Origin of the sequence: Niveibacterium microcysteis, assembly GCF_017161445.1 — a bacterium.
Taxonomy (GTDB): Bacteria; Pseudomonadota; Gammaproteobacteria; order Burkholderiales; family Rhodocyclaceae; genus Niveibacterium; species Niveibacterium microcysteis.
On the sequence record NZ_CP071060.1, the window covers coordinates 1,924,471 to 1,949,375 of the forward strand.

Annotated in this window: 20 protein-coding genes; 2 read left to right on the forward strand and 18 right to left on the reverse strand. The window is 64.3% G+C overall.

Going from position 1 to position 24,905, the window contains the following annotated elements:
* Positions 1–356: 356 nt before the first annotated feature.
* From JY500_RS08795 to JY500_RS08860, 14 genes are all read right to left on the reverse strand, one after another.
* Positions 357–944, reverse strand: a complete 588-nt coding sequence (locus JY500_RS08795) for an Ogr/Delta-like zinc finger protein (RefSeq protein WP_206256086.1) — start codon at positions 942–944, stop codon at positions 357–359.
* A gap of 19 nt (positions 945–963) precedes the next feature.
* Positions 964–1,176 (reverse strand): ogr/Delta-like zinc finger family protein, encoded by a 213-nt coding sequence (locus JY500_RS08800; RefSeq protein ID WP_206256087.1) that lies wholly within the window; start codon positions 1,174–1,176, stop codon positions 964–966.
* Positions 1,173–1,925: a hypothetical protein gene (locus tag JY500_RS08805; RefSeq protein ID WP_206256088.1), complete on the reverse strand. Its 753-nt coding sequence runs from the start codon at positions 1,923–1,925 to the stop codon at positions 1,173–1,175. The genes JY500_RS08800 and JY500_RS08805 overlap by 4 nt, the downstream gene beginning before the upstream one ends.
* Positions 1,903–2,190, reverse strand: coding sequence for a helix-turn-helix transcriptional regulator (locus JY500_RS08810; RefSeq protein ID WP_206256089.1), 288 nt, complete (start codon positions 2,188–2,190; stop codon positions 1,903–1,905). Before JY500_RS08810 ends, JY500_RS08805 begins: the two co-directional genes overlap by 23 nt.
* Before the next feature lie 884 nt (positions 2,191–3,074).
* Positions 3,075–4,208: a hypothetical protein gene (locus tag JY500_RS08815; RefSeq protein WP_206256090.1), complete on the reverse strand. Its 1,134-nt coding sequence runs from the start codon at positions 4,206–4,208 to the stop codon at positions 3,075–3,077.
* Positions 4,209–4,503: 295 nt separating this feature from the next.
* Entirely contained in the window at positions 4,504–5,796 is a 1,293-nt protein-coding gene (locus tag JY500_RS08820) for a tyrosine-type recombinase/integrase (protein WP_206256091.1), read from the reverse strand.
* A gap of 176 nt (positions 5,797–5,972) precedes the next feature.
* The gene (gene lysS / locus JY500_RS08825; RefSeq protein WP_206256092.1) at positions 5,973–7,478 is read right to left on the reverse strand and encodes a lysine--tRNA ligase; all 1,506 of its coding nucleotides are present in this window, start codon (positions 7,476–7,478) and stop codon (positions 5,973–5,975) included.
* Between the two features lie 181 nt (positions 7,479–7,659).
* The gene (locus JY500_RS08830; protein WP_172203059.1) at positions 7,660–8,763 is read right to left on the reverse strand and encodes a GGDEF domain-containing protein; all 1,104 of its coding nucleotides are present in this window, start codon (positions 8,761–8,763) and stop codon (positions 7,660–7,662) included.
* 58 nt (positions 8,764–8,821) lie between these two features.
* Positions 8,822–11,611, reverse strand: a complete 2,790-nt coding sequence (locus tag JY500_RS08835) for an AAA family ATPase (protein WP_206256093.1) — start codon at positions 11,609–11,611, stop codon at positions 8,822–8,824.
* Between the two features lie 6 nt (positions 11,612–11,617).
* Positions 11,618–12,361 carry a hypothetical protein gene (locus JY500_RS08840; RefSeq protein WP_246479846.1) on the reverse strand — a complete coding sequence of 248 codons (744 nt, stop codon included), beginning with the start codon at positions 12,359–12,361 and terminating at the stop codon, positions 11,618–11,620.
* 6 nt (positions 12,362–12,367) lie between these two features.
* Entirely contained in the window at positions 12,368–12,973 is a 606-nt protein-coding gene (locus JY500_RS08845; protein ID WP_206256094.1) for a DUF1294 domain-containing protein, read from the reverse strand.
* Between the two features lie 12 nt (positions 12,974–12,985).
* A complete protein-coding gene (locus JY500_RS08850) occupies positions 12,986–14,353 on the reverse strand; it encodes a hypothetical protein (RefSeq protein ID WP_343073464.1) in 1,368 nt (455 codons plus the stop codon).
* 37 nt (positions 14,354–14,390) lie between these two features.
* A protein-coding gene (prfB, locus tag JY500_RS08855; RefSeq protein ID WP_172203056.1) for a peptide chain release factor 2 occupies positions 14,391–15,495 on the reverse strand; the annotation gives its coding sequence in 2 pieces (ribosomal slippage) (positions 14,391–15,413 and positions 15,415–15,495; 1,104 coding nt in all).
* Positions 15,496–15,675: 180 nt separating this feature from the next.
* A complete protein-coding gene (locus tag JY500_RS08860; protein ID WP_206256095.1) occupies positions 15,676–17,676 on the reverse strand; it encodes a site-specific recombinase in 2,001 nt (666 codons plus the stop codon).
* Positions 17,677–17,833: 157 nt separating this feature from the next.
* Here JY500_RS08860 and JY500_RS08865 point away from each other — a divergent pair, with 157 nt between their 5' ends.
* Entirely contained in the window at positions 17,834–18,037 is a 204-nt protein-coding gene (locus JY500_RS08865; RefSeq protein WP_172203054.1) for a DUF2116 family Zn-ribbon domain-containing protein, read from the forward strand.
* A 33-nt stretch (positions 18,038–18,070) separates the two neighbouring features.
* Positions 18,071–18,277 carry a DNA-directed RNA polymerase subunit omega gene (gene rpoZ, locus JY500_RS08870; protein WP_172203053.1) on the forward strand — a complete coding sequence of 69 codons (207 nt, stop codon included), beginning with the start codon at positions 18,071–18,073 and terminating at the stop codon, positions 18,275–18,277.
* A gap of 72 nt (positions 18,278–18,349) precedes the next feature.
* Here rpoZ and aceK read toward each other — a convergent pair whose 3' ends face one another.
* The 4 genes from aceK to tssA all read right to left on the reverse strand — a co-directional run bounded on the left by aceK (position 18,350) and on the right by tssA (position 24,895).
* Complete coding sequence (gene aceK, locus JY500_RS08875) at positions 18,350–20,152, reverse strand: bifunctional isocitrate dehydrogenase kinase/phosphatase (RefSeq protein ID WP_206256096.1); 1,803 nt, start codon at positions 20,150–20,152, stop codon at positions 18,350–18,352.
* 91 nt (positions 20,153–20,243) lie between these two features.
* Positions 20,244–21,512: a GGDEF domain-containing protein gene (locus tag JY500_RS08880; RefSeq protein ID WP_206256097.1), complete on the reverse strand. Its 1,269-nt coding sequence runs from the start codon at positions 21,510–21,512 to the stop codon at positions 20,244–20,246.
* A 100-nt stretch (positions 21,513–21,612) separates the two neighbouring features.
* A complete protein-coding gene (locus JY500_RS08885; RefSeq protein ID WP_206256098.1) occupies positions 21,613–23,727 on the reverse strand; it encodes a prolyl oligopeptidase family serine peptidase in 2,115 nt (704 codons plus the stop codon).
* Between the two features lie 106 nt (positions 23,728–23,833).
* Positions 23,834–24,895 (reverse strand): type VI secretion system protein TssA, encoded by a 1,062-nt coding sequence (gene tssA, locus JY500_RS08890; protein WP_206256099.1) that lies wholly within the window; start codon positions 24,893–24,895, stop codon positions 23,834–23,836.
* Positions 24,896–24,905: the final 10 nt, after the last annotated feature.

Here is a 24,905-nt window from a genome sequence, read left to right on the forward strand (position 1 = left end):
TGCCGTTCCGTCGCCAAACGGAGGGTGGCAGGCACGTGGCAGGGTTGGCGAACCGGAAACAAGGCACCGGCAGGCCCGAAGGCCTCCCCACCACGGCCCACCGTAGAACGGGCGGAACTGTGGTGAACGGACGCAAAAAAAGCCGCATGGCGGCTACGTCCGCCTTGTTCTTCCGGGTCGCCAAACCCGTTCGCGGTTGATGCCGCGATGTGGGCATTCTTTCCTCGGTTCTGTGCGAGTGTCAAGCGCGGGTCTCGAGGTGCTGTGCATCCGAAAATGCCAAGGGCATTTTCGGCGGGCATGCGTATCGAGCGGTTTCGCAAAACGGCGGGCATGGAGTTCCTTCGGTGTGGGGCTTACGGCGAGGGCGTGGCGCGCTTCAGGCGGCTATCGATTTGCTCGGCGACATGGGTGTTCGGCTTGGCGCTCGGCGAGATGCCTTCGACCACCTCCACCGTGGCCCTGAAGCTGTAGCTGCAGGCCACGTCGGTGCATTGGCAATAAACCTCACGCAGCAGCATGCTCAGTTGCCGGCTGGTGCGGATCGTGGCAACGCCCATGCAGTGCGGGCACATGATCACCATGCGCGACGCGCCGGGCGCCGGCTTCGCGGGCCGGCGGATGCGCAACGGCGCGTCGATTTTGGGTTGCTCTGCTTGGTCGAGCGGGTAGGCGTTCGGGCGGTGAAAAACGGTGGCGGTGTCGTCACTGACGCCCGCTTCCAGCGGTAGCCCGCCGAGGCCGACTTCCGCCAACCAGCGGGCTGCGCGCTTCGCGTAGTGCGGGTCGGCGGCGTGCTCGGTGACGACCCGCACATCGATGCCGGTAGCACGCAGCGCTTGCGCACGCGCCACCAGTTCAGCGTCCGGCGCGCCGATCTGCTGCGCGTCGTTGCTCGGGCGCGCCAGTGTGCCTTCAAGGACGAATGCAACCCATCTGGACATAGGTGCCACGCTCCGCGAATCAGCAGTCGGTGGGCTCGATCGGGCCGCCGGTGTTGAAGCTGCCGACGCGCGACGGCGGGGTCTTCAGCAGTTCGAGTACACCGGCGAACTTGTGCCGGCACTTCGCGTTCTGGCATTCGAACTGGTACGAGGTGCCGGTGTTCGAGAAGCGTTGCTCGGCCTTCTTCTGGGCGGGCTGGTTGCACTGCGGGCAGTTGATTGAAACGGTCATGACGGTTGCTCCATTCCGATGGTGAGGGGGTGTTTGCTGAGGCCGTTGCGCATGACGTGCATGTGCGCGTGGCTGATGCGTTCCACGCCTTCCATTCGCGCGGCGACGAGCGCGGAAAGGACGGGGTCGGATGAGGTGTCCAGCTCTGCGATCAGCAGCGGGCGCAGCCGCTCGCTGACTTGCGCCATCGCGAAGTCCTCGGGCGTGTCGAAGACCCGGTGCCGTGGGTCAAACCCGTCGGCGGCGAACGCGTTGCAGGCCAGCCGCAAGCCGACAGTGAGCTTCGGAGCGATTTCCGCGATGGCTTCGTCGATGACGGCGCCGGCGTACAAGTCGCGCAGCTGGCGGCGGACCGCGTCGATGCGGCCCAGCGGTGCTTGCGCTTCGAGGGTGGCGCGTGCGAGTTCGCGCTCCGCTTCAGCGGCGAGGCTGGTGTATTCCTCGTGCATCACGATCGCGGCGCGCTGATCGGCTGAGAGGTCGTGCAGTTTCTTCGAGGGTTTGCCCATCGTTTCGCGCAGCACTTCGCGCAGCTTGGCGCGGATGCCTTGCGCTTCGGTTTCTGACGCTTCGCCGGCCTTGCGCAGCGTGGCGAGGTTCGTGGCGATCTGGCCGCACAGCGCTTTCGCGGTGGCGAAGTCGGACTTCGCCTGCTGCAGCTCGGTGAGCTTGGCTTCGAGCAGGGCCCGGGTTTCGGGGTTGTTGATCTGCAAGGTGGTTGCCTCTTTACGTTTGTCGTTCGGCCACACGGGTGGCCATCCAGGTGTGCACTTCGCTCAGCAGCCAGGCGACGCGCCCGCCGCCGAGCGGTACCGGTTTGGGGAAGTAGCCGTCCTTGATCCACTGGTAGAGCGTGGTGCGGCTGACCGGCACCAGGCCTTGAACTTCGCCGACGCGGATGAAGCGCTCCGGCGAGCGGTCGCCGGCGGCGGGCCGCTGGGCGTTGGGGTTGTCCGGCGCTTCGGCAAGCCCCGGCGGCGCGGATGCGGTAAGCCCGTCCCGCTTGATCAGCATGTTTATTCCTCCGTGTTCCATCAGACACGGCCGAGTATCGGGAGGCGGTGCGGTGTGGTCACGCGAGGCCTGTTGTGGGGCGCGCTCCCACAACAAGGTGTTTTGACGGCGGCGCGAAGCGGCGCTCGGTGAGGGCGGTTTCGTGCGGAAAACTTGGGCGAAGTGACCGGCGGCGGCGCGGCACTTTGCGCAGTGGTGGCGTTTGGTGCGGTTAGGCGACTTAGCCGGGCATGCCCCGCGGCGTGCAATAGCGGCCCCAGGCGCCGCGATGTGGCGGGGAGGGTTCGGAGGCCGGGCGCGGGCGTTTAAACGTGCCAGCGGCCCGGATTCGGCCAACGCGGGGGTGTTTCGTGCGTTCGAGCGCCTGCGAGGGCTCTGCTACGCGCACCCTGCGCGCGCGCTCGTGACCCCGCCACGCCCGCCCCCTTCAGAGGTCGGAAAGTGTGCAGTCGCCCAAGTGCCTGCCGGCCTTATGGCGCGGGGCGCTGAAGCGAAGAAACCGAGGCGGAAAAAGCGTGCGGGTTGATGCGCTGGGTGGCTGGGTCGAGAGGCCGAAATCCGGCCGCCGGCGTGCGGGCTCGGCTTACGGCGCCGGACAGGCTGTTTCGAGGGTTTCTGCGGCGGCCGGCGAGATTGCTTCGCTGACGGCGATTCGGCTGCGGTGCAAAAACCGCCCGTTTGACCGTCGGTACCAGTGACGGTTGACCACTCTGCGGGTCGCGACCAAGCGGCCGTTCCCCGGCCAACGGCCGTGGCCGGCGCCGGTACAAGCGCTTCACTATCGCTCTGCAGACGCCGATGTTCACGTCTCGTGGCAACGTTGCGGCTAAGCGGTAGCCCGCGGGCGGCAAAGCCGGTCGTGGGCTGTTCGCTTGGGCCGCGGATTAGGCTGCACTCGGCCGGGTATCAACAAACTTGAACCATGCGCTTGTTACCCGTGCAGATCTCGAATGGCCGGGTCGTTCAATGGCGAAAGTCAGGCGGCACTGTGCGCTCCCTGATTTGAACATGGAACGAATTGTGTCCCCAGCAGGCATGTCGGCTTGTGTTCGAGTGGTTACAAAATCAAACGTGATGTCACGCTGCGACTGAGTGACCAGCGGTGACTTCGTCCGAACTCTTCGCACGTCACGAGCTGCATCTTCCTTTAGTACTACCAGTAAGCATGGTTCGGTGTAGCGACCGCCGCTCAAATCCTTGATCTCGACCATGCCTTCAGTCTGGATCAAGAATGGCGAATGCCCAAGGTTTGCAACATACAGCCCAAAGGACCACTGCGAATTCTTGTCGACAATTTCCTGAAGGGGGGGAATCAAATCCTTGGCGAGTCCGAGTTCGGTCGACAACTCGCGCCCAATTGCCCCAAACACTTGCGCGAGCTTGCCAAACTCTAGGCGACTTACCAGTTCTACAAGGGCCTTTATGCTGCTCCTGTAGAGTACAAAGGTGTTTAGCTCGCTACCAAAACGGAGTGTGTTCCCCGGAAATCCAATTGCGAAGGTGCCGCCCCTTGCGTTCCTCTCCTCAACGAAATCGATAAGGATTGGCAAGTTCTCGTCAAACTGCGGAACCGGCACAGTTCGCTCCCCAACAAGACTACAGATCCAATCATCGAAGTCCTCATCGAGCATCAACTCCTCCAGAACGCCTTGAGCGATTGCGCTGTCGTTCTTGGCTACAGCAGCCCGGAACGCGTCGATCAGTTCAATAACCTCTTGCGCCCGGCCCTCGACGTTCCTTGCAGCCTTCAATGACGCCGAGACGTCGTCGAGTCTTGAACGCTCAGACAACGGATCAAACAGATGTGACTTCTTCGAAGCCTTAACGGCCCTGTCAGGGACCGGAACTCGGGCAGACACAAGCTTTGACGATCCCACGATTCGAATCACAGAGACAAATGGCTTGGAGCGCGTGAGCCACTCCCTGAGAAAGTACCCAGAGACCGCTGCAATTACGGTCAGCGCAACCGTGAGCAGCGCAGCAATGATCTGTGGATCTGCAAGTAGTTTGGTGTTCATGGCGTCACTTGTGCGGCCTAAGAGTTATTAGGCTGACACCCGCGTCAGCCTACTGTTGATAGCGAAGCGTGGCCACAAGAGCGCAACCCATTGATTCGAAGTGGATCAGACTCCGGCGCCTGTCAGCCTATTGTGTATCTTACGAGCGTGCCCTCGTGACCGCTTGATCGAACGCGGGATGCAGTGAAGTTTTTCCTCGCTGCTCTGCGCATGGTCCGAGGGCTCTTGAACCAGCCGTGGCCGAGGCGCCCAACTCCCATGGCCAAAGCTAGCTCGGATCACTGGAAGCTGTCACTCAAGCGTCCGGCTCGTAGGAATAGTAATTCTGCATGGTGGTTAGGCCTGCGTTTTGGGTTCCTTCGGTCGAGCGTTCGACTTCTTCGAGGTAGTTCGCCCACCACTGCAGCATCGAACGGCGTTCTTCCATGTACTGCGCGCGGTTATATGCGGCGCGTACCTGGTTGGCTTCGGTGTGCGAGAGCTGGCGTTCCACTGCGTCGGGGTTGAAGCCGGCCTCGTTGAGAATCGTCGAGGCGGTGGCCCGGAAGCCGTGCGTGACGACGTTGCCGTTCTCGGTGTTCTTGCCGCCGTAGCCCATGCGTTCGAGCGCTTTGAGCGGTGTAGATTCGCTCATGTGGGCGCGCACGCCGCGGACGCTCGGGAAGACATACGGGCCGGGCCTGCGATGCTGCTCCAACTCTCGCAACGCGGCGAGGGCTTGGATCGGCAGGGGGATGATGTGCGGCGGCGCGGTGAGCTTGAGCTTGTTCTTGAGCTTGCGGTTCTCCGGCGGGATCACCCAGAGGGCGCGATCGAAGTCGATGTGTTCCCACTCGGCGCGGACGGTTTCTCCGATGCGAGTGAAGCAGGTGAGCAGCAGCGTGAAGAGCACGCGGGTCTGAAGCGTGATGGTGTCGGTCTGCGCCAGGGCGCGGAGGAAGGCCGGGAGCTGTTGGGCTGTGAGGGCAGGGCGCGGCTTCACGATGCTGACCTGCATCGCCTCGGCCAGATCAGCGGCGGGGTTGTGCTTGGCGCGGCCCGAGATCACCGCCAGGCGGAAAATTGCGTCGCAGCGTTCGCGCAGCCGCTTGGCAGTGTCGATCTTGCCGGCGCGCTCGACCTTTCGCAGCACCTCAAGCAGTTCGAGCGGTTCGATCTCGGCGATCGGGCGTCGCCCCAAATCCGGGAACAGGTAGGTCTTCAGGGTGGCCAGCACGCTGCTGGCGTGGCCGGGCACCCATTCGGCGGCCTTGGTGCTGTGCCACTCAAGCGCGATGGACTCGAAGCTCAAGTCGGTCGCGCGCCGGGCGGCCGCCTTGTCGACGCGCCGTTGCTCGCCGGGGTCGGTGCCTTCCGAGAGCAAACGTCGGGCAGCGTCGCGGCGGTCGCGGGCGTCCTTCAGCGAGACCTCGGGGAACACGCCGAGCGCCAGCAACTTCTCTTTGCCGCCCCAGCGGTACTTCATCCGCCAGTACCGACTTCCGTTGCCCTTGATCAGCAGGTAGAGGCCGGCGCCGTCGGCGAGCTTGAGGGGTTTGCCGTCGGCTCGTGGGGGTGTCTTGGAGGCCGCGTTGTGGGTCAGTGCCATCCAATTATGCGAAAAGCATGAAATATGACATTGTAGATACCCCCAAAAGTACCCCCAGACTTCGATTGCTTGGCCCGTTTTTCACCGAACAGTCCCGGACAACAAAAAACCCGCACAGCTAATATCTGTGCGGGTTTCAGGGGTGATTTCCAAACGGTCCCGAACGGGCCCAAACATCACTCGGGTCGCATTTGCGGGAACAGGATTACGTCGCGGATCGCCGGGCTGTCGGTCAGCAGCATGACGAGGCGGTCGATACCGATGCCGCAGCCGCCGGTGGGCGGCAGGCCGAATTCCAGTGCGCGCACGTAGTCGGCGTCGTAGTACATCGCTTCGTCGTCGCCAGCTTCCTTGGCCTTGACCTGCTCGAGGAAGCGCTCTGCCTGGTCTTCCGGATCGTTCAGCTCCGAGAAGCCGTTGGCGATCTCGCGGCCGACGATGAACAGCTCGAAGCGTTCGGTGATTTCCGGGCGGGTGTCGGACTTGCGGGCCAGTGGGCTGATCTCGGTCGGGTAGTCGACGATGAAGGTCGGTTCCCACAATTCAGCTTCGGTGTTCTCTTCGAACATCAGCAGCTGCAGCGTGCCGAGGCCGGCGTCGCCCTTGACGTCCACCTTCATCGCGGTCAGCTTTTCGCGCAGCCATGCGGCGTCGTTGAGCTGCTCCTTCGAGAATCCCGGGTGGTACTTGTGGATCGCCTCGGCCATCGTCAGGCGATGGAAGGGCTTGGACAGATCCAGCTCGCGGCCCTGGTACTGGAACACCTCGGTGCCCAGCGCCTCACGTGCGGCGTGGCGCAGCAGGCCTTCGGTGAAGTTCATCAGCAGCGTGTAGTCCGCGTACGCCTCGTAGAACTCCATCATCGTGAACTCGGGGTTGTGCCGCGTGGACGTCCCTTCGTTACGGAAGTTGCGGTTGATCTCGAAGACCTTTTCGAAGCCACCGACCACCAGGCGCTTGAGGTAAAGCTCCGGCGCGATGCGCAGGAAGAGCTCCATATCCAGCGTGTTGTGATGCGTCACGAAGGGCTTCGCGGAGGCGCCGCCGGGGATCGGGTGCATCATCGGCGTCTCGACTTCGAGGAAGCCGTGGCCGTTCATGTAGTTGCGGATCGACTGCACCAGGCGGCTGCGCGCGACGAAGGTGTAGCGCGACTCTTCCGAGGTGATGAGGTCCAGATAACGCTGGCGGTACTTGGTTTCGACGTCCGTCAGGCCCTTGTGCTTTTCCGGCAGCGGACGCAAGCACTTGCTCAGCAGGCGGATCTCGTTCGCCTTGACTGACAGTTCGCCGGTCTTGGTCTTGAAGAGGGTGCCGACGCAGCCGACGATGTCGCCCAGATCCCAGGTCTTGAAGTCGGCGTACACATCCTCGCCCACGGCGTCGCGCGTGACGTAGAGCTGGATGCGGCCGGAAAGATCCTGGATCGTGATGAACGAGGCCTTGCCCATGACGCGCTTGAGCATCACGCGGCCGGCGACCTTCACTTCAACCGGGGTCGCTTCGAGCGTTTCGTTGTCCTTGTCGCCATACAGCTCGTCGAGCTTGCCGGCCGTGTTCTCACGCCGGAAGTCGTTCGGGTAGGCTTTGCCGGATTCCCGCCATTTCGCGAGCTTGGCGCGACGCTCGGCAATGATGTGGTTCTCGTCCTGAGGGACTTGCGATTCGTTGTTTTCGGACATGGCGGAAGCTCAAGGCAGGGCACGCGGCGACCGGCGAAGGCCGGGCGTCCGGGGCATGGGCGCCCCGCGGTGCAAAGTATTGAATTTTGACATATTCAGCGCCCCCTGTGGCTTTGACGGGGCGCAGGGATGCTGAAGCGGCGGGCGGCGCGATACCGGCACGAGTGCGCCGGCTCAGAGCTCAGTCAAAGAGGGCGTCGATATCGGCCTGCAGACCGGTGTTGTCGGCCTGCTTGGGTCCTTCCAGCAAACCGCGTGCGACGAGATCTTCGTAGCAGTTCACCTGGTTGCGGCCGTTCTCTTTCGAGAAATACAGGGCTTCGTCCGCGTGGCCCAGCATTTCGGCGGGTGGAAGCACCGGGTCGATGCGGGTGAAGCCGGCCGATGCGGTGACCTGGCCAACCTGCGGGAATTCATGTGTTTCCACCGCGGTGCGGAAGCGCTCGAAGATCGCGCGGGCATCCGCTTCGCTGACGTTGCGCAGCAGCACGACGAACTCTTCGCCGCCGAAGCGGAACAGCTTGTCACGCTGGCGAAACGAGTGCTTCATGACCTCCGCGACGCGCAGCAACACCTCATCGCCGAACAGGTGGCCAAAGGTGTCGTTGATACGCTTGAACTTGTCGATGTCGATCACGCCCATCCATGAAGGGCGTGCAGCCAGATCGTCCTGCTGCCGGCGCTCCGGGTCGGTCTGTTGTGCGCGGCCGACGCTGGCGATGAAGCGATCGAAGTTTTCGTCAAAGGTCTTGCGGTTGAGCAGCTTCGTCAGGGTGTCGAGCTCGGCGTAGTCGAGCAGATCGAGCTGGTTCTGATAGAAGTGCGCAACATGCAGGAAGGCGTCGCGGACGCGCGCCTCGGGCGCCACATCGCAACGTGCGACGAGCAGGGCGTGCGGGTTGCCCGCGTCCCCCATCGCCAGTGCCAGCCGGTAGATGCCATCCGTGTTGCTTTCGGCCACGCCATCGCTGGAGCGAATTGCGCCGTCGAGGAAGGCATCTTCATGCAGCGCGACCGGCGGATGATCTTCGTCCTCATTCGCGACCTGCTCATGGTCGGGCCGCGCGACGGCAACGATTGCGCCGACCGGGCCTTTCGGCGACGCGCTGACGGCGTAGAGCGTGACTTCCGAGGCGCCGAGCACATCGCGCATCGCGGTCACGAGGCGCAAGGTCATCTGCTCGCGATCGCGGCTTGACGACATCGCGCGTACCTGACCAAGCAGCTTGAACATGCTCTGGTCCGGTGCTCCGGCAAGACTGGCAAGACCCTTTTTTTCGCTCATGTCAGCACAGGCTGTGTGGGTTAGTCGCTTAACGGCAGGTGCTGCAAGGGCTTGAGGGCTAGATTTCGCGTCTCAGCACGCCAATTGGGGGTGCCCAGTCCTCGCCGCCTTTCTTCTTGCGCGTCACCAGGGTGAGCTGGGCCGGCTGGAAGACGTTGGCATTATGCGTCACTGGCGTCGTAATCAGGTATTGGGCCCGTGTTGCACGCAAGAAGGCACCAACCCGGTCGATGTTGGCAACGTCGAGGTGCGCGAAGGGCTCGTCGATGAAGACGAAGCCGCCAGGGCGGGCGTCGTCCATCAGCAGGCCCACCAGCAGGATCAGCGATTTCATCACCTGCTGGCCACCGGATGCCTCGCCGTCGTTGAGCGTCTGCACGCCCTTCTGGTCGAAATCGAAAGCCACTTCAAGCCCGGCCGAAGAGAGCGTCGCGTCTTCGTTCTCCAGCAGCGGGGTGGGGCATTCGACGTGGATGCCTGCAAGGTCGCCCAAGGCGCGCAGGTTCTTGGCGTACTGACGCACGGTGGCGCGCAGCTTCGCGATGTAGGCGGCGCGCGCCTCGTCCACCAGGATGCGGGTGCGTTCGCAGTAGCCGCTGCGTTCGCGGTAGTCGCGCTCGCGGGCGTCGAGTTCGAGCTTGAGCTTGTCGCGTACGATCAGCACCTGATCGTCGGTCGCCCAGTCACCTTCGTTGAGCCGGCGCTTGAGGCGTGCCAGTTCGTTGCGCGCGCCAGCAAGGCCATTGAACTGTTCGGCCAGCCCGGCTAGCGTTTCGGGTGCCAGCCAGTGGCGCGGCATGCCGCGGCGCTTGCCGCGCAGGCGCATCAGGCGCGCTGCCTGTTCGAGCCGTTGCGGCTTGTCGTCGGCGTTGAGGCGCACGAGCGCCTCGCGTGCAACGCGCAGTTCATCCTTGCGACGATTGGCTTCGATGTCGATGCCGCGCAGGCTCTCTTCGCGACGGGTGACTTCGGCGCGGGCTGCTTCGCGTTGCGCTTCGGCGGTCTGCTGGGCGGCTCGCGCAATCGTCTGCTCCTGCGCAGCGGCTTCGAATTCGGATGCTCTTGCGAGCATCAGCTCTGCGGCTTGCAGGCCGAGCAGCTTTTCGCGGCACGCGCGCAGGCGGGCATCGGCTTCGTCCTGCTGCTTCTGTGCAGCCTGCAGGCGGGCGTCCAGGTCGCGGACTTCGGCATTCAGCGCATCGACCCGCGCGGTGCGGGCGAGGGCGCCGAACCAGAACTCGTGCGGCACGCCCAAGTGCCGGGCGCCGCGGCGCTCGCGGTGGTAGCCGTCGCGTGTGATCCAGTCCTGATCCTTCGGCAGGCGCTTGGCAGAGTCGGCGTTCTCGACCCGCTGAATGCGGTTGAGCAAGTCGGCCAGCCAGCGTGGTGGGTCGCCGGCAAAGCGCACCACTTCCAGCAGGCTGCCGGGCATTGCCCCCGGGCAGGGCGAGCGGTCGGCGACGAGGAAGTGACGGAAGCGCTCCTGCTCGCCGAGCGACCAGGCCGCATGGCGGTCGTTCTCGTCTTCGAGCAGCAGCAACGAACGGTAGGGTCGCAGGATCGCCTCGACGGCACCTTGCCAGGCCGGGTCGGTGACCTCGGTGAGTTCGGCCAAGGCGAAGTGTTCGATACCTTCGTCGTTGAGCAGGCTGCGGAAGCGGCGCACGTCCGCTTCCTGCGGCGGGCCGGCCTTGTCGCGCGCTTGCCGCAACTGCTCGGTCACTTCCTCAAAGCGCGCCTTGAGCGAGCGGACTTCGCTGCGTGCGGCGTCGGCGGCGGCAAACGCGGCGGAGGCTTCCTCTTCACTGGCGAGGGCATCGGCGCCGTGTTCGCGGCTGACACGCTCGCGCAGCGCGTCGCGCTCGGCGAGCAGGCGGTCGATGTCGCGCAGGCGGTCGCGTGCGGTCAGCCACAACGCGTCCTGTTCAGCCAGCAGCGCCTTGGCGTTGGCCAGCGCTTCGCGCGCTTGGGCGCGTTCGCTGTCGAGTTCCGCGAGCCGGGCATTGGCGCTGGCAACGACCGCGGTGCGCTCACGTGTATCGACGCGCGCGCCGCGCAGCTTGCCGCGTGCTTCGGCGATTTCGCGCGTGAGGTCGGCCACTTCGAGTCGCGGAATGATCTCCGCTTCGAGCGCCTGAGTTTCGCGCGTGAGGTCGCGCCACTCCATGTAACGGTCGGCTTCGAGGCGTTTGGCCTCGGCCTGGGCACGGAGCTTTTCAAGATCGAGCGCGAGCGATTCGAGTTCGCGCAGCGCGGTGTGCTGCTCGGTGCGAGCGGTCTGGTAGTTGTCCAGTACTTCCTTGTCGCCGAACACATCGAAGACCAGGTCGAGCAGGGCGCGCGGCGAGTATTCGCACAGTTTGTCAGTGTCGCCTTGCTCGAGCGCGAGCACCTTCGCAATGGCGGGGGTCAGGCCGGCGTAGGCGAGCCGCGTCTGGTAGTCGCGCAGGCCCGCCCATTGCGCACGTTCGTCGAGTTCCTCGATCGCGACGATGCCGTCCTCGATCGTGTATTCGCGCGTCCAGTCGCCGCCGGCGCGTTTGATGCGGCAGGCGAGCGTGACGTCGTCCTTGAGGCAGGGGAAGAATGGGCGCTTGCCGGTCGGCCCCGGCCGGTTGGCGACGGTCGCGCGGATCCACGCCACACCGGCGTTGGCGCGACGCACATAGCGGCGGAACTCGCGTTTGCCGGAGCAGCGCAGCGCGAACAGCGTGCGCAGGGCATCCAGCAGCGTGGTCTTGCCGGAGCCGTTGGGGCCGACGATGGTGATGATCTGGGCGTCGAGCGGCACCGTGAAGCGGCGCCAGAAGTCCCAGTGGACCAGTTCGATTTCGCGGATGTGGAACATGCGGGATCAGGCGTCCGTGGAATCGGTTTTGGGGGCGGAGGGCGCAGAGGGCGCGGCGCTGGCTGGTGCGTCGTCGAACGCTTCCTCGCCCTCATCCATGTCTTCGGTCTGCGGCAGCGCGTGGCCCGCGGCGGCCAGCACGTCGGCCAGGGTACCGTTGACGATGCGGTCGGCGAGCACGCGGTAGTCGAGCAGCACGTCGAGCAGCGGGCCTTCGTGGATCATGCCGTTGCGACGCTCGATGAAGCCCAGTCGCGCAAGCTTGCCGAGCGCGAAGTTGCGCACCTTGGTCTTGCCGCCCAACTGGCTGCCGAAATCGGCGAGCAGCGACGCCTCCGAGATCGCGCCCGAAACTTCCTCGCCGTGGGTAATCGGTTTGTCCTGTCCGAACATGTCGTTCTGGCCGTCGTCGTCGCGTTCGCGGCGCCCGAGCTGGCGTTCGCGCTTGGGCAGGATGATCAGCGCCCAGATCACGATCAGCAGCGCGATCTCGTCGCGCGTCAGGCCCATCGTGCTGGCCTGGTAGTCACGCCCGCCGAACACGGCATCAAGCATGTCTTCCTGCAAGCCGACCGCGACATGCGCGGCGAACGGGTTGTCCAGTAGCACCAGGCCGACCTGCGCGAGGCGATGCTCCAGTTCATGCCGGAAGGTTTCGTCGACCAGCGCGCGCTTGACCTGCGTATCGGTTCGGGGCAGCCAGCGATGGGCCAGCAGGCGCGCGGTAAGCGTTGTGATTTCGTGTTCCATGCCGCGTCAGTGAAGTGCAGAAAGCGCTGGGTGGAGGTAGGCGACGGCCGCGACGTTCAGCGCGACGGTCAACCAGAAGCCAGCCTGGAAGGACATCTTGCGATTCTTGTGGCGGAACATGTGCTGGGCCAGCAGGCCGCCCGGCCACCCGCATGCCACGTCCAGCAGATGCAATGTGGACTCCGGAGTCCGTCGCCCCGCGCCTGCTGCTTTGCTTTTGTCGAGGTTGTAGGCGAGTAGCGAGATCACGCTCATCACCGCATAGGCGGCGCCGAGCAGCATCGTGCCGCTCAACTGCCAGGCCACCAGCGGCACGACCAGCGCAACCAGGCCTGCCAACCAAGGGAATGTCGGTGCTCCGCGGCCGCCGCGCGGCTGGCGCGACTGGTTGTCGGCAGAACCCATCCACGCGGGCGCCTTGACCGAGGTCGCACGTGCGCGCCCCTTGGCATCGACGCCGGCGAGGTAGATCACCGCCAAACCCACTTGGGGTCGTCGCGTCTGCGGCTCAAACGCCTTGATATGGAAGAACAGCGGTTCGCCACGGGTGTCGGGCGCAATGAGCCCCCAACCCTTGTCGTCATGCCATTGGGTGATCGTGCCTTGGCGCATCGGTAGGCCTGCTTAGCTGTCGCGGCGGCGGACCACGCCCGCCGACATGGTGGCGACTTCGTCCTGATGCACCGGGATCTGGTGATCCTCAAGAACGAGTTCGTAGGGGAGTTGCGTGAGGTCGGCAACCGGGCCTTCGGCCTGGGCTTCCACACCACCCAACAGAGACAGCAGTGAAAGGCGGTAGCTCGCCGGCGCGAACCCGCCACCCAGCACCAGCCGCTGCGCGGGCGCTGTTTCGGCGACGTTGATCAGCCGGTCGGTGAGCTTCCACAGCAGCGACAGGTCTTCCGATTCGGGCGCGAGGTTCTGGTCGACCGTCTGCGGCGTCGGCAGGCTGTTGTCCGCTTCCATGCGTTGCACGTCTTCGGACAGCGCGCTTTCGGCACGGTCCAGCAACTCATGACCGCCGGCGACAAATTGCGTCTGCGGTGCGGCACCGAGGGCGTTGTTTGCCAGTGCGGCGATCTCGGCGGTCGACTTGCCGCGCAGCCAGACCATCACGTCCGATGAGGACACGCCCGATTCGCCCAAGGTGACGCGTTGCGATTCGATCTTGTTGAGCGCGCGCTGGAAGGCGGCATCAACCCGCGCAAGCTTGCTCTGTGCGAGGCCGATCGCATGGGCGACGCGGCCGATCTCGGGCGTTACCTCTTCGACATCAAGCAGCGAACGCAGGATGCCGGTGCCCTTGTCGAGCCAGCGCATATTGGCCGAGAGGCGGCTGCGGGCTTCGACGATGCGGAATTCGGAACCGGAGGCGATCGCTTCCTCGAAGGACTCGCTCAGCGCATTGAGCTTGGCGAGCAGGTGTTGCAGCACTTCGGGCGTGACCGTGCCCGTTACCTGCATGCCGGCGAGCTGGGTGGTCAGGAAGCCCAGTTCGGCGTCTTCGTCCTCGCCGAAGCGCAGCAGCACGGACACTGCCGCCATTGCGTTACGGCCGGCATCAGTGAGCTGGTACTGGCGGTCTTCGCCGAACACCATCAGGCCGTTTTCGCGCAAGCGCGCGAGCACGGTTTCGAGCTTGATCGGGTCGAGGTAGGCGAAGTGGCGGCGCAGTTCGTCCGGGCCCCAGCGCGGGGTCTCGGCGCGGCCGCCCATCTCGCGCAGCACGTGCAGGCGGATGAAGACTTCTTCCTCGCCACCGCGGAACAGCGTGATGAAGGCGGCGATCAGTGACTGCGCGCGGGCCAGCGACCACAGCGCCGGCACATCGTCGAGCGTGACGCCGGCAGCGAGAAAGTCATCCAGCGCACCGCCATCCACCGCGGCCTGCCATGAATCGGTCTGCGCCATGGTGGCGTGACGGCGCGTGCCGCCAATGTCAGTGGCGGTCTTGCGCGGCTGCGCCGGGTCGTGGATGTGTGCGTCTTGCATGCAGGGCGGGGCGGGCAGTACAGCCGCCCCGGTCTCCTTAGACGCCTTGCTTCAGGCTGGCCTGGATGAAGCCTTCCAGGTCGCCATCGAGCACAGCTTGCGTGTTGCCGACTTCGTAGTTGGTGCGCAGATCCTTGATGCGCGACTGGTCGAGCACATAGGAGCGGATCTGGTGACCCCAGCCGATGTCGGACTTGGTGTCTTCCAGCTTCTGCTGTTCGCTCTGGCGCTTGCGCAGTTCGGCCTCGTACAGCCGCGCACGCAGCATCTGCCAGGCCTCGTCGCGGTTGCGGTGCTGCGAACGGTCGTTCTGGCACTGCACAACGATGCCGCTGGGGATGTGCGTCAGGCGCACCGCGGAGTCGGTCTTGTTGATGTGCTGACCGCCCGCACCCGAGGCGCGGTAAGTGTCGGTACGCACATCGGCCGGGTTGATCTCGATCTCGATCGAATCATCCACTTCCGGGAACACGAACACCGAGCAGAAGCTCGTATGGCGGCGAGCGTTGGAATCAAACGGGCTCTTGCGCACCAGGCGGTGGATGCCGGTCTCGGTGCGCAGGTAGCCGTAGGCATACTCGCCGCTGACCTTGATCGTGGCACTCTTGATGCCGGCGACTTCGCCTTCGGATTCTTCCAGCAGTTCAACCGTGAAACCCTTGCGCTCGCAGTAGCGCAGGTACATGCGTTCGAGCATGCCGGCCCAGTCTTGCGCCTCCGTGCCGCCCGCGCCGGATTGGATTTCGATGAAGCAGGGGCGAGGATCCATCGGGTTGTTGAACATGCGGCGGAATTCGAGGCCGACCACGACCTCTTCGACACCGCTGACATCGGCGTCGACTGCCTCGACGGTGTCCCAGTCTTCTTCGGCCTGGCCCATCTCGAACAGCTCACGGCAGTCGGTGATGCGCGCGACGATGTCGTCGAGCGTGAGCACCACGCCTTCGAGGGTCTTCTTTTCCTTGCCTAGTTCCTGAGCCCGCGCGGCGTCATTCCAGACGTTCGGGTCTTCCAGTTCGCGATTGACTTCTTCGAGACGGCGATGCTTGGTCTCGTAGTCAAAGATACCCCCGTAGGGCGTGCTCGCGGGTCTTCAGATCCTCGAGCTTGTTGGCGATCGCGTTGATGCGTTCTGCGTCCATATCAGCCTCCGATGAACCGATTCGAGGAGGCGGGCACCCCCTTGGGGGGCAGCGCACGCTGCAAGCGTGGGGGCCGGGCCATGGGCGCGCTCCAGACGAATTCGGAAAAACCGCAAATTATACATTGCAAGGCCCGGCACACGCGCAGGCCTTGCTACGGTTGGCGTGAGGCTGTCCGATTTACTGCCCGGGAGGCTGGCGGATGGGCTTCGGCGCGACGAGAAGGTCATGCGGGCGCTGCGCGATGTGTCGCAGCACCCGCCCGAACAACTGCCGGCTGTAGCCGAAGCGCACCTTGCGCGATTTCATTGCGGTGTAGAGGGCAAGGCTGAAGCTGACCAGCAGGTTCGTCAGGCCGATCGCCGCAACGCCGACACCGCAGCTGACCAGCAGGTAAAGCGGCACATCGAAACCGAGCGCCGTGATGCCATAGGCGAAGTTGGCGGCGCCGAACGTGACATGGCGGATATCCAGCGGCAGGCCGAGCAGGAAGCCGATCGTGCCCATGCAACCCAGCATGCAACCGAACAGGAAGTTACCCATCAGCGCGCCGAGGTTGTTTTCGATGTAACCCGCCATGCGGTTCAGGCGTGACTCACCAAGCCAGCGCCGCAGCCGCGGGATCTGGCGGATGCGTTGCGGGATCCGCGCATAGACACATTTGTTGTCGTAGTAGCCCGAGATCAGGCCGGCCAGGAACAGGCAGACGCCGGCCACCGCAGCGTGGGGGATGGCCATGCTCATGACCGGGCGCAGGTCGTGCAGCAAGGAGTTGGCCTTGGTGGCGTCCACGATGGGCTGCCCGAACAGATAGGGCCAGGCGAAGCCGATGCCGAGGCAGACCGCAAACGCCACGATCACGTTGCCAAGGATCGCGATGAACTGGCTGCGCAGCACATCGATGATGAGCGTCTCCAGGCGATCGAGCGGCGGCTTGCCGTCCTTGGCTTCGTCCATCGTGGCGGCGATCAGTGCGGCGGTCATGGCCGGCTGCTTGGTCGCAATCGTGAAATGGAACAGGTGCACCACGATGAAACCCAGCCCGTAGTTCAGGCTGAATGCCACGGCTTCCCATAGCGGTGGCAGATGCGCCTTGGCGCTGAAGATCTTGATGATTGCCATGAAGGCGACGATCAAGCCGGCGCCTGCCGCCGCGCGAAACAGCTGACTCTGCTCGGCCGCGTTGCTGGCGACGTAGTGCTCGCCCGTGCGGCTGGCGTGTTCGGTGACCTGCAGAGCGAGCAGGTCGGTCACGCGCACCAGCACCGCGCGTACGCTGTTCTTTTCCGACTCGTGTTGCAGCAGTTCGCGGAAGAACGCGAGCTTGCGTTGCTGCTGGGCCTCGGAACTGTCGGGTGCTGCAAGGCGCACCAGCGTGCGCATGCGATCGATGGTTTGGCCGGCGCGCTGCGCGTCGTAAGTCAGTGCGATGCTCGCGCCTCCCTGCCGCGCGAGCTTGCGGATCCGCGCAATGTGCTTCTCGCATTGATCGAGCAGCACATCGAGGTGGCTTGCATCCGGCCATGGCAGCGTCGGGTCGGCGAGTGCGGCGAAGGCGGCCGCGGACAGCGCCTGGACTTCGTCGGTCTGGGCTACGAACGGGGATTCACGCGAGGCCGCGTCGCTGTCGTAGCGAAGGAAGTCGGGCTCGAGGCCAATCGAGGCGAGACGGAACGAGAGGATCCGAAGCGCCTCGATCATTTCGCCGTCCATCCGGCGTTCGTTGGCGGTGCGTGCGCTGCCAAAGCCGATCACACGCAGCAGTTCAACGATGACCTGTTCCGGAAGCTCGGTGATCCAGTGTTGGTCACGCGCTTCGCGGACCAGTGCGGCGAAAAGGTCCTGCAGGTAAGTGTCGTCGTGTGCCGGCGGCAGGATCTTGGCCACCAGGCGTTTGGTGATGGCCCCGACGATGCTGTCGTTGGTCAGGATGCCGAGGTCGGCGAACAGCGAGCGCTGCACGCGCGTGGCGAACACTTCGGAGAGGTAGCTGCGCAGCCCTTCGGCCAGGTGCGGCCGCGTCTGCAGCACGGAGATCATCGCCCGCAAGCGTTGGGTGGCCGCGCCGGGGGCTTCAAGTTCGCGCGGGCGTAGGCTGGCAATGATTTCCAGCAACGCGTCGGCCGAACGTTTGTCGGGCGAGGCGGCGATGTCCTCCAGTATCGGTACGAGTGCTCTCATCGGGGTCTCGGATACACGCAGGACGGACTATTCTGGCACACTGTCGGAGAACGATCCGCTTCCCGGCGAGACGTCAGCCTCAAAACTTGGTAAAGTGCCGCCCCTTTCGCGGGTGGCAAGCATTGCCTCCGTTTCCAGATTGCGGAGACGTACGAAGATGGATGAAGCAGACGTTGCCCAGCAGGAAGTCGAGCTGAGCCTCAAGTTGGCGCTGGAGCGCAAGGAGCCGTCGTTGGCGGCGACCGGTGTGTGCCACTTCTGTGGCGAAACGCTGACCGAAGGGCAGAAATTCTGCGATAGCGACTGCGAGGAAGACTACCGTCGCCTGCAGTGGCAGAAATCACAGCGCGTCCGCGGCTAAGGCCGTAACGCGCAAGCATCACAAGGAAAAGACATGGCCCGCATCACGGTTGAAGATTGCCTGAAGACGATTCCGAATCGTTTCGAAATGACCCTCGCTGCCGCCATTCGCGCGCGTCAGCTTGCCCGTGGCCACACCCCGCAGGTGGATGGCAGCAAGAACAAGTTTGCCGTCACCGCGCTGCGCGAAGTCGCCTCGGGTCACATCGACCGCAGCATCCTTTCGAAGCTCGAAGCCTGACAGCTTCAGGGCGGGCGCCACGCCGCCCGCTGATTGAACCGGCCGCTTGAGCGGCCGGCTCGGTCCAGCGTTTCAATCCTCAGCCTCGGCGAGAAGCTCCGCTTCTCCGGCCGGGGCTTTGGTCGTCTCCGTTGCGTAGAGCTGGCGGAAGCGCAGGCGTTGCGGGTAGGGGAAGAAGTCCTCGACGTAGCCCTCGCGGATCTTACGCTGCGTGTCCTGCCAGAACGACGCGTCGAGCAGGTCCGGGTGGTACTTCATGAAGGCTTGCCGAACCTTGGGCAGGCCGAGCAGGAAGGTGCCGAATTCCTCCGGGAATACGTCGTTGCGGGCGACCGAGTACCACACCTCGCCACTCATCTCGATATCCTCGTTCGGCGCGGGCGGGATGCGGCGGAAGTTGCAGTCCGTCATGAACTCGATTTCGTCGTAGTCGTAGAACACGACGCGGCCATACCGGGTGACACCAAAGTTCTTCCACAGCATGTCGCCAGGGAAGATGTTGGCCTGCGCCATCTCGCGGATCGCACTGCCGTATTCCTGAACCGCGTGGTCGGTCTGTGCCGCGTCGGCTTTCTCCAGGAACAGATTCAGCGGGGTCAGCCGGCGCTCGATGTAGAGGTGCTTGATGACGATGGTGTCGCCTTCTTCCTCGACACTTTCGCTGCAAACGTCGCGCAGTTCTGCCACGAGGTCCGGATGGAAGCGATGGCGGGGTAGCGCGACGTCTGAGAACTCGAGCGTGTCCGCCATGCGGCCCACACGGTCAACCTGCTTCACCATCTGATACTTGCGTTTGACGGTGGCGCGGTCCATTTCCTTCTGGATTGCGCGCTGGTCCTTGATGATCTTGAACACGTACGGGTATGAGGGCAGCGTGAATACCGCCATCACCATGCCGCGGATACCAGGCGCGACGATGAACTGGTCGTTCGAATGCAGCAGGTGCGCGATCAGATCGCGGAAGAACATCGTCTTGCCCTGCTTGCCGAGGCCCAGCATCGTGTAGAGCTCGCTGCGCGGCTTGTTCGGCATGATCGAGCGCAGGAAGTGCACATAGCCGGAGGGCACTTCCATGTCGACCAGGAAGTACGCGCGTGACAACGAGAACAAGAGCGAGATCCGCCACGGTTCGAGCAGGATCGTATCGATGTACAGCCGCCCTTCGGGGTTGTGGCGCACGACCACGGCGAAGGGGGTTTCGACATAGCCGTTGATCGCCTTGCCGATGATGTAGGCGGCCTTGTTCCGGTAGAACGGCGAGTAGAGCACCTGAATCTGGCTGTTCACCTCGCGCGCAGGCCATTCGCCTAGATGCGCCTCAACGGTGCGAAGAATGTGCTCGACGTCGCGGTCGAGATCTTCGAATGGCACCTGCCACGCAAAGTCTTCGATGATGCGTTTGACGCTGGCCCGCATCCCCCCTTCGTGGGGGTAATAGCTTGAGTAGGTGGGTGGGTACGACTGGATGTACTCCGTCGAAATCGCCGGCCGCGCGAAGATGTAGTCGTTGTGAAAGTAGGTGCGGTGCAGGATCTTGCAGCACACCGAGTTGAAGAAGGTCTCGGCCAGCTCGGGCTGCTTGTGGTTGATCAGAAAGCCGATGTACAGCAGTTTGGCTTGCTGCCAGGTGCGATCGTCGATGCGATCGGCATGGAATTCGGCGTGCATGCGCATCACCGTCTCGTTCACGCGATCGTCGTAGAACTGCACCCGTTCCCGTACCGCCCGCAACTCACCCTGCCAGTCGGCCTGTTCGAAGCGCTGTTTTGCGCTGCGAGAGGTCTCGCTGAAGATGCGGTAGTGGCGGTTGAAGCCGTCGATAAGCGCTTGCGCAATGGCCAGCGCGGTGTTGTTGTCCGCTGCCGGAACGTCCATGCCGTCTCCCCCGGTGGTGTCCGTTTGTGCTCTGCACACAAGGGGATTCTAGCCCGCTGCGCATGGGCTCGGGGATGCGTGGTTTCCCGCGCTACTGGTGCGCGATCACCTGATTGCGGCCATGCTGCTTGGCCTGGTAGGCAGCGGCGTCCGCGCGCCGGAAGAGGGCCTCGAAGTCTTCGTCGGGTTTCAAAGCCGCCACGCCCATGCTGCAGGTAACCGGGATGTCGCTCGGGCGGAGCCCTTCGATGTGCCGCCGCATGCGGTCGGCGCCAAGCGCCGCTTGCTTGACGTCGAGGCCTGGCAGCAGCAACAGCAACTCTTCGCCGCCGTAGCGAACGGCAACATCCTCGGATCTTGCGCCGTTGCGCAGCACGCTGGCCACGGCGATCAGCACCTTGTCGCCCGCGGCATGGCCAAAGGTGTCGTTGATACGCTTGAAATGGTCGAGGTCGATCAGCACCAAGGACAGCGGCTTGTGCGTGCGGCGGCTTTCTGCCATGAGTTCGGGCGCGAGTTCCTCTAGGCGGTGGCGGTTGTAGAGCCCGGTCAGGCGGTCGCGCTGGGCCATGTCCTTCACCATCTGATGCTGCGCATCGAGGCTCGCAAACAGATCGGACAACGTAATCAGGTTGCGAAGCCGGACTTCGAGTTCCTCGGGCAGTACCGGCTTGTGCGCGAAGTCGTTGGCGCCGGCGCGCAGTATCTCGATCCGCTGGCCCGCGTTGTCGCTCGCGGACAGGGCAAGAATCGGCGTGCGCCCCGCGGCGCCGGGGCGCGCGCGTATGAAGTGGATCAGGTCGAGGCCCGTTTGCAGGCCGGCCAGAACGAAGTCGGTGACAACCACACTGAAGCTGCGATGGCGAAGCGCATCGACGGCGGCTTCGGCCGAAGCCTTGACCTCGACCGTCAAACCCATGTGTTGCATGATTTCGCGGCAGAACCGGGCGGTCGCTTCATTGTCCTCGACCAGCAGCACGCTGCCGTTGAGCCGCCGGGTTGCGCTCGCTGTCCATGTATCGACGTACGCTTCAAAGGCCGCTTGGTTCGACTTGTGAAAACAGGCCGAGAAACCGGCGGCGAGCGCAGCGTCGATATGGGCCTTTTCGCGGTCGGACGTGATGGCGACGAAGCTCACTACGTTTGACCTCTGGCGGGCCCGGGCGCACATCAAAAGCTCGGTGGCGTGCATGTCGCCGAGTTCGAGCGCGACACAGGCGAGGTCGAAGTCTTCGCGTTCCAGTGCGATCAAGGCTTGGCAACCGTTCTCAACGGTCTGCACCTCGATGTTTCGCGCCAGGAAGATCGATCCGAACACGTTGCGCATGAAGCGCGAAGGGTCGGCGACAAGTACTTTCACGCGGGCTCCGGTGGGGTGGCTGGGGCGATATTCCACCCCGCACAGCCACGATTACGGCAGGCGAGCCAAAATCCTTGAAGGCTCGCCTGCCGCAGGGCACTCAGCGTGTCGGCTGGAAGGCCGGATCGCCCATCTGCCAGAGGAAGAACGACCACACGTCCGCCGTTTCATCGAGCGCCTGCCCGACGTTCGAGCCGATGCCGTGGCCGGCGTCGTAATCGACGCGCAGAATCACCGGTTTCCCGTTCGGGTTGGCGGTTTGCAGCCGTGCGGCGAATTTTCCGGGCAGCCATGCGTCAACGCGTGGATCGTTCGCACCGGTGGTGACGATGACGGCCGGGTAAGCCACACCATCCTTCACGCGGTGGTACGGGCTGATCGCATACATCGACTTGAAGTGGTCCGGGTTCTTGACGGTGCCGAACTCTTCGATGTTGGGCGGGCCATTCGGCGTGGTTTCCATCCGCAGCATGTCTGAAATGCCCACTGCGCTCTGCGCCGCGGCCAGCAGATCCGGGCGTTGTGTGATAGTGCCGCCAATCGTGATGCCGCCGGCGCTGCCACCAACGCCCGCCAGCGTTGCGGGTGAGGTGTAGTGGTTCGCGATCAGCCATTCCGCGCAGGCGATGAAGTCGCTGACGGTGTTCTGCTTGGTCTGGATGTAGCCGCCCTGGTGCCAGTCTTCGCCCAGTTCGCCGCCGCCGCGTACATGGCAGACTGCCTGCACGCCGCCGCGCTCCAACCACGCAAGCCGGGTAGCGGCGAAGCGTGGTTCCATCGAGATACCGTAGGCGCCGTAACCAGACAGGATGGTCGGGCGCTTGCCGTCATGCGCGACGTTCTTCTGCGACAGGATCGACAGCGGCACCATCGTGCCGTCATGGCTCTTGACCATTACGCGCTGGGCTTCGACGCCCGAGGTATCGACCTTGAGCGGCTTCTGCAAGCTGGTCGATTCTGCGCGTTTGCCCGTGATCTTCAAGACTTGAGCCGGGCGCGTCCAGCCTTCCAGGCGCACAAGCACGCTGCCGTCGTTCCCGGGGCTGATCTCACGCACCGTGCCGTCGAAGGGAAGTGCGACGCTGCTGACCTTGCCGGACTTGTCCACTTTGAACAGGCGGCTCACGCCACCATCCAGGGCTTTCACGAAGACGGCGTCCTTGGCGGCGATCGGGGCTTGCAGCACGGCGTCGCTCGCGGGCATCGCAACCGTGGCCTTGCCGCTGGCGAGATCGAACTTGAGCAATTCGCGGCGCGAAGCCCGTTTCTGCGTGACCGCATAGACCGAGGAGCCCGACAGCACGGCATGGGTGACCTTGTCGTCCGGGCCGATGATGCGGCGCCATGGTGTGTCGCCGGTTTTCACCGTCTCAAGCGGGGCGATCCAGTAGGAGCGATTGACCGAGTCGCCATGCAATACCTCGGCCAGCACCCACTTCGACCCCTTCGAAGTACTCAGATACGGAAGGTCGGCAAGGCCGAATTCGCGCGACGGCGTGGCGCCCCAGCCGAACACGGCCACATCCTTGGCCGGATCGTTGCCCAGGTGGTGCAGGAAGACGGCGCTCTTGTTGTAACGCTCGTCGGCGGGGTGGCGGTTGTAGTAGAAGCTCTTGCCATCCGGTAGCCAGGCAATGCCCGGCTCGTTGAGGCCGGCGCGGTCGATCGCGTCGCCGAGCAGCTTGCCGGTTGCGACATCGATGATGCGCAGTACGCTGTTCTCCGAGCCACCCATCGAAATGCCCACGGCAAGCAGCTTGCCGTCGGGCGATGCGCTGTACCAGTCGATTGCGTGATGGCCACCTTCGCCCGGCATTGAATCCGGGTCAAGCAGCAGGCGCTCGGCGCCGTCGCTACCCTTGCGCACCCAAAGCTTGCGGGCGTTTTCGCCGGGTGCCCGCTTCAGGTAGAAGACCTTGCCGGCAGCTTGCTCATAGCCGCCGGTGATTTCGCCGAGATCAGCCAGTTCGCCGAGGCGCTTGCGCAGCGCGTCGCGGCCAGGGATCTTGGTCAGCACGCCGTTGGCGTAGTCGGCCTGCGCCTTGAGCCAGGTCTGGAACTCCGGCGACTTCATGTCCTCCATCCAGCGATACGGATCGACGACGGTCACGCCGTGATAGACGTCGGTGACGGGGATCTGTGGCGTTGCCGGTGCAGCGGCGAACGAGAGGGCGGGCAGCGCGATCAGCGCGGCAGCGAGGGCGTGGTGTCGCATCGTCTCTCCTTGTGGGATGGCTCGGCGCGGGCTGCGCCGGCGGCAAGGGGGCAATGCTACGACAGGCGCGCGCTGGCTGGATGTCGTTATGTATCGGGTGGTGTGCTCAGCGGGCAACGCCCAGCAGTTCGTCGATATGCGCGAGCGCCGAGTCGTCCTTCACGACTTGGCGCAGCCAATCGTGCAGTGGCATGTTGGCCCAACTGGCGGCCTTGTCGGCCAGGTAGGCGACCGGGCTGTGCGGTTCGGTCTGCCGGAAGTACTCGGCCACCTGCGTGAGCATCACGACCGCGTCGGCGCGCGTCATCGCGCCCGCTTGCCGCGGGGCGTGGTGGGCCACTGGTGCGTGTGCCGTATGCGCCGGTGCGTCGTTGGCGGGCGCTTGGCTGACGAGGGCGCCGGTGTTGCCGCCGCGCTCAAGGATCAGACGGCTGACCAGGTGGTGGATGCGCTCATGCAGTTCGCGCAACAGGCGGAATGACGGCGCGTCGGCACCCAACACGGTATCGGCGGCGCGATCCAGCGCGCGGATCGCCTGGTCGAGCGCATCGAGTGCGTCGCGCGTCGCATCAAGGCGGGAAAGCGGCGTGCTGCGCGCCGCAGCGTCCCAAGCGACGGCCAGGGCCGCGTGTTCGTGTGGCTCGCTGTCTTCACCGCGTGCGCCTGCGGCACGGGCACGTTCGTGGTCGTCCCAACTGAGCGCGCCACCGTCGCCTTGCAGCAGGGGCGCGGTCTTGAGCACATCGAGTGCGCGCTGGATCAGCCAGCCGAGTGCGCCGGCACGTTCTTCGGCATCCCCGCCTTCGGGTAGCGGGTGCAGCGTGTCGGGATAGGCGTCGAGCAGGCCGGCCGCGAGTTGCAGGCCTTCGGCGAGCCCGCCAAAACCCTGCAGGCGGCCATTCGCTTCGGCGTAACGGGCGGCTACGCGCAGATCCTTGGTACGTTGGGTCAGCAGGTTGGTGGCGATATCGATGACGCGGCGCCAGTCTGCGACTTTCAGTGTGGTGACCCATTCCCCCTGATCCAGGGACGGATCGTCTTCCCGGCGGGCCTCGTCGAGGGCGTCGAATTCCGTGGAAAAGGACATGTCCTCGCCGGTGCTGCTATGGCCCGGCAGGGGGGCAAGCAGCGGGGCCAACAGGGCGGCGTGGTCGAGTGGTGCGCTCATGGGTCGAATC